Below are 5,120 nucleotides of genomic sequence, written 5' to 3'. Positions count from 1 at the left end.
GGCCATGGCCGCGCCGACCGCCTGGGGCATCGCCTACGCGATGGCCCATGGCGCTGCGGATGCCTACACCGATCCTGCCAGTCCCCGGGGGTGCCTCCTGGTGCAGGGAGCACTCGCCGCGGGCGAGGAGGCGGCTCCGATTCAAGCCGATCTCGCTGACCGCCGGGCCGCCGGAGTGAAGCTGCTCACCGAACGCTTCGCCATGGCACAGCAGGAAGGGGAGCTGCCCGGGGTGGACCCACAAGTCATCGCCCGCTGGATTCATGCCGTTTGCCAAGGTATTTCGATCCAGGCATGCAGCGGCGCCACCAGAGAAGAGCTACACGAGGTAGCCGACCGAGCTCTCAAGGCCTGGCCCGAACCACCGGCACGGGAATAAGCCGAGAGATAGGGACGACCTATTGGGGGTTCTCGAATGCCCTTGGCGAGTCGTTCCAGCGCCACCTCGCAAGCCAGCATCTGCTCGCGGCACGAATTTCGCGCCATCGTCGTCCGGGCGACGGGGCTAGAAGGGGCGGTCTCTGGCTGTAAACGCCCCCGGATTTGGTTGCCAATCGCCGCCGGGGTCGCAGAAGTTGTTTGGCCAGGGCGCGGGGACACCGTTTTCGTCGTACCAGCCGGTGTAGCCGGTCGCGGCGAGCTGGTCGAGGTAGAACTGTCGGGTCATTCCGGGACCGACGAATTCGTAAGGGGCGTATGGGTTTATCGGGTCTGGCGCCGGGCCGTCTCCTCTTCGGGCGATGGACTGTTTGGTCACGATGAAGGTTCTGCTGATCGTGATTGCGCGCAGCGCTGTTCGAGCAGTCGACTCCGCAGTGCCTCGTTCTCGGTGCGCAGAACAGCGATCTCCTCGGTGAGGTCACGGTTACGTTGCATGGCCACAGCAAGTTTGGTGCGCAACGACTCAACTGTCGCCGAACCGGCTGTGGGCGTGGGGAGCTGGTCGGCGGCACGGTTGCGCCGCTCGCCGATCTCGCGCCGCAGGGCGGGGTGCTGATATAGAAAACTGGTCGACACCCCCGCGGCGCGGGCCACCGAGACGAAGGTGATCGTTTGCCCGGCGTTGTGCAGTTTGGTGATCGCCCTGCGGGCTCGGGCCGCCGCGTCGGTGGTGCGGGCCGCGGCGGCCTGGGCAAGACGGGCGGTGCGGCGGTCCCGGTCGTCGGCGGTCATGAGGTCTCCAGCGGGGCATCCGGATCGATTTCGCCGATCAGCTTGGTGACTTTGTCGAGCATCGTCGTGTTCAGCTCGGCCGCTGCGGTGTCGCCCCGCTCGGCAGCGTCGGCCGCGAGGCGCTGCAGCTGGTCGCGGTGGGCAATGTGGATACCCAGGAAGACGCGGCCGCCAGGGTCGTGAAACGAGCAGTCAAGGCAGGGATTGGGCCGGAACTCGCAGCGTTGTGTCGATGGCAGTGTGCAGAATCCGTTGGGCAGCGCCGCGGTCAATCGTGCGCGTAGCCGTTCGACACCGGCGTCGCCTTCTGAGCTGTTCTCGGGTTTGTTCTCCCAGAATTCGCGCGCTTTGCGGGCGAGGGTGTCGTCGGTGATCCGGGCGTACGTCGAGGTCATGGTGTCGCTCTGATGGCCGAGGAAGTCTCGGACTTCCTGCTGGGTCCATCCGTTGTTGAGCAGGGTCATCCCGACGGTGTGCCGGAAACGGTGGACGTCACCGCCGGAGATCAGCTCGCCGGTGATCGTCGATGAGGTGATTCCGTGTTCGCGGAACAAGGCAGAAAGCCGGTGCCGCAGGCCGCTGGTGGACCAGGGCTGGGTGCGACCGGCTGCGGCGCTTGATCGAGCCCCGGGAAACAGGTGGATGGCATCGGGTCCGTAGGTGTCTCGCACCCGGGCCTGCTGCGCCAGAATCACGCTAGCCAAGGTGTCCGGGATGGGGAACCGGCGCCACGCGCTGGTTTTGGTCATCCAGTATTCGATCCAGTGCCCTGCGTCGGAGTGATGCAGACAGTCGAGCGGGAGAGCGACCAGTTCGGAGATTCGGCATCCTGCCCAGCGGGTGGTGGCGATCATCGCCCGCAGGGTGGGGTCGGTGTCGGGGTTGTCGACGATCAGGGTGTCGACCCGCTCGATGACATCCGCCGGGAACGGCCGAGGATTGCGGGTCTTGCGGTGAACGTTCTCGCCGCGGCGCAGGAACATCGATGAGCCCAGGTCGGAGACGAGCCCGGTGTCGTGCAGCGACTCCAGCAGGTATGCGCCCGTGTTCGCCAGGCGGGCGTCAGCGGTGGTGTCGGTGCGGCGGGTCCACGCGAGGTAGTCGAGGAACACCGTCCGGGTTACCGCGGGCGGATCGGGCACTGTGCCGTCGAGGGTGAGGAATTGGGCGAGTTGGCGGGAGGCGCGCACCCACTGGGTCAGGGTTCCCCAGGACAGGGTGGCGGTAGTGAGTTGTTGTCGGGCAAGGGATTTAACGGCTACTCTCATCCACGGCACCGACACCGACGACCAGTCGACGGCGGTGTGCGTCGAGCCTGATTGGGCGGCGTCGAGGACGAACTCGAATTGATCTCGCCAGTGCCAATGATCGTCGGTCCACGGGTCGGGGTTGGTTGCGCCGTCGAGGAGTCGAAAGAAGCTCCGGATGTACGGTGCGCACAGCGTGTCGAAGGAGCTGGCGTGTGGCCAATGTTGTCGGCAGAGCAGAAGCCAATCGTGCACGGGTCGTTCGGTCAACGAGTCGGTGATCCGGCCGTCGGCTGTATCGATCAGCACCATCAGGACGCGGCGCAGGCTGGTGTTGCAGGTCCAGTCGCCCCGGGCGACCTTGGTAGCCACGACGAACCGGACCTCGTCGGCAGCGGTGAGCGCGAGCCGCCGGAAGTCGACCATCTGGCTGGACGGGCGGCCGCGTGGCGGTCCTACCGGTGTCGACTCGGTTGCGGCCCAGGCGGTGAAGTCGGCCGGCTGGCCGGCGCGAAACCATTGGAAGTAGTGCGCGTAGCAGAGCCCGGACGTGACGGTGGAAGTGCTGCGGGGGCCGCCCAGCCAGTACCGCGGGCCATCGCAATCCTCGACGGCGCACGGCTCCACGGCCTGCCGGCGGCGATCGCCGGAGACATCAACCACCTGCCATGTCGGCTGGCACCACGGGCCGTCGGGCACCCGCAGGGTCCGCTGCGGGACGGTGCGGGCGGAGCTGCTCCTGGACTCACGGCGTGGCATCACCGGCCCCGTTCTGCGGTGCCCGCCACACCAGATGCTCTGTGTGGCGTAGTCTTTCGGCGAGATCATCGCCACCCAGATGGATGTACACGTCGGCGCTGGAGGCGTGCGATTGTCCGAGCCGGGCGGCGATCTCGGCAGCGGTCCAGCCCGCCCTCGCCAGGGCCGTGGCGTGGGTGTGCCGCAGCATGTGGGGATGCAGGTCGTCAATGCCCGCGGACGCTCCGATGCGCTCCACGAGCTGGTAGGCGTTGGAGTACGACAGCGGGCCACCCCGCGGATTCCGGGACAGGTTCACGAACACGTAATCGCTATCCACATCGGCGATCTCGCCGAGCAGGTACGCGGCGTACAGGTCGAAGAAGCGACGTGGCGCCTCCACCGTGAACTGCGCTCGCTGCTTCGACAACGCCCCGTTCTGATTGTCTTTCCGGCGGCAGACCTGGACGCGCCGGCGCATCGGATCAAGGTCGCCGTGGCGCAGCCCCAACGCTTGCCCCACCCGCAGCCCCAGGTCATACAGGGCAGACAGGAGCAGCCGGTCGCGGCCTGTTGACGCTGCCTGCAGGAGCCGGGCGAAGTCGGCCTCGAAGTCGATGACCTGGACTGTCTCAGCAGCGGACTTGCCTCGCCTCACCAGGCGGGAGACCTCACTGGGGCGCCGCTGCTCGATGTGTGCCAGGAAGCTGTGCGCCCGGCGCGGCAGCCTCGACGGGTTGCGAGTGAGCACCAACTCGAGCGGTCCCCGGCCTTCGACCCGGTGGAACTCGTAGAACTCGCGAACACCCGCGCTGACCGCCTTCACCGTCGCCGTTGAGCGGCTACCACGCCAGGTCTGCAGCGGTGGCAAGCCCACCGAAAGAACACCGACAAAGTCACACAATCCGTCGAATGCCACTTCATCCCAAGGGATTCCGCGCGTCGACAGCCAGCGGTAGAACAGGCTCAGGTGCCGTGCGTAGGACCGGACGGTGTTCTGTGACCGGCCCACCGCCCGCAGCCAGTGCAGGAACTGCTCGATCTCATCGATCGGCAGTCCGAGGTCGTCCACCACCGTCCACGACGGCCGGCCGTGCACGGTCACCGGGGCGGCCCTCACTGCCGGTCCTCGGCGTCCTTCGAGCGCTGCGGCGGCTGGACATCGATACCCGGCCGGAGACGGTCGTCTGCGTCGCGGGCCGGCAAGGGCGCCACCGTGTTGACATCGGTCGGGAGTGCGCCCGGTAACCATTTCATCTTCCGTTTGCGCCATGACGCGAGCTGGGCCTGAACTCGCGCCATCGGAATCTCGAATCTGTCCCAGTCGACGCTGGGGGCGCTGACCCAGATCATGCGGATGTGCGAGTCGGTGTAAGGGTCGTAGTCCCAAGTCAATTCGCAATGCGTCGGATTGCCTATCAGACCAGAGGTTTCGGCGTCGAGCAGGCGCAGGGTTTCGGAGTCCTGGGTGCAGAACGCGGTGCGTCGGGCATTGGTCGGTTCCATCTCGTTGTGGTGGATGGCCATGTAGGTCTTGCCGTGGCTGCTGATCATCGGCCACCGATGCGGCTTCGACACGATGTGGCCGGGCGGGTGCATTCCCTGCGTGCTGAGCCACACCGCAGTGCATGCCGAGGTGACGGCGGCGACATGTGAGCCGCGGAGCAGCCCGTGCAGTTCGGTGCGCAGATGCGCTGCGTGCCGTTCGGACAGGGCGTTCCAGTCATCGACAGCGGCGAGGAGCAGCGCCCCTACCCCGGTCGTGACCTGCCGCAGCAACCGAGTTGCCTCTTTACGCGACACCGCGCGGTCCCGCGGGCCGCAATCCTCAAAGAGCGCCGTCACAACTGCACCTTCCGATTGAAAATCTTGCCTAGAATCGTGCCGACCGTGGTAAGGTTTTTCCCGTGCGCCACGCCGTATCAGCACCGTGTTCGCACAGACATGACGCAGGCGAGTACC

The 5,120-nt window shown here is 66.5% G+C and carries 5 protein-coding genes; 1 reads left to right on the top strand and 4 read right to left on the bottom strand.

All coding sequences use genetic code 11. The features are described from left to right. A partial coding sequence (locus MSZK_RS32510; RefSeq protein ID WP_371411408.1) for a TetR family transcriptional regulator C-terminal domain-containing protein occupies positions 1 to 379 on the top strand: 379 nt, incomplete at its 5' end. Between the two features lie 374 nt (positions 380 to 753). Here MSZK_RS32510 and MSZK_RS28595 read toward each other — a convergent pair. The 4 genes from MSZK_RS28595 to MSZK_RS28580 form a co-directional block, all read right to left on the bottom strand. Beyond that, the gene (locus MSZK_RS28595) at positions 754 to 1,173 is read right to left on the bottom strand and encodes a DUF6262 family protein (RefSeq protein WP_024452491.1); all 420 of its coding nucleotides are present in this window, start codon (positions 1,171 to 1,173) and stop codon (positions 754 to 756) included. Then, complete coding sequence (locus MSZK_RS28590) at positions 1,170 to 3,179, bottom strand: tyrosine-type recombinase/integrase (RefSeq protein WP_081664385.1); 2,010 nt, start codon at positions 3,177 to 3,179, stop codon at positions 1,170 to 1,172. Before MSZK_RS28590 ends, MSZK_RS28595 begins: the two co-directional genes overlap by 4 nt. Beyond that, positions 3,166 to 4,278, bottom strand: coding sequence for a tyrosine-type recombinase/integrase (locus MSZK_RS28585; RefSeq protein WP_061005889.1), 1,113 nt, complete (start codon positions 4,276 to 4,278; stop codon positions 3,166 to 3,168). The genes MSZK_RS28590 and MSZK_RS28585 overlap by 14 nt, the downstream gene beginning before the upstream one ends. After that, positions 4,275 to 5,120, bottom strand: an 846-nt coding sequence (locus MSZK_RS28580) for a hypothetical protein (protein WP_371411407.1), incomplete at its 5' end; no start/stop codon positions are given. The genes MSZK_RS28580 and MSZK_RS28585, both read right to left, overlap by 4 nt.

Origin of the sequence: Mycobacterium sp. shizuoka-1 (genome assembly GCF_002723835.1) — a bacterium.
Lineage (GTDB): Bacteria > Actinomycetota > Actinomycetes > Mycobacteriales > Mycobacteriaceae > Mycobacterium.
The sequence above is the reverse complement of the archived record's forward strand: the minus strand, read 5'-3'. Positions and strand labels throughout refer to the sequence as shown.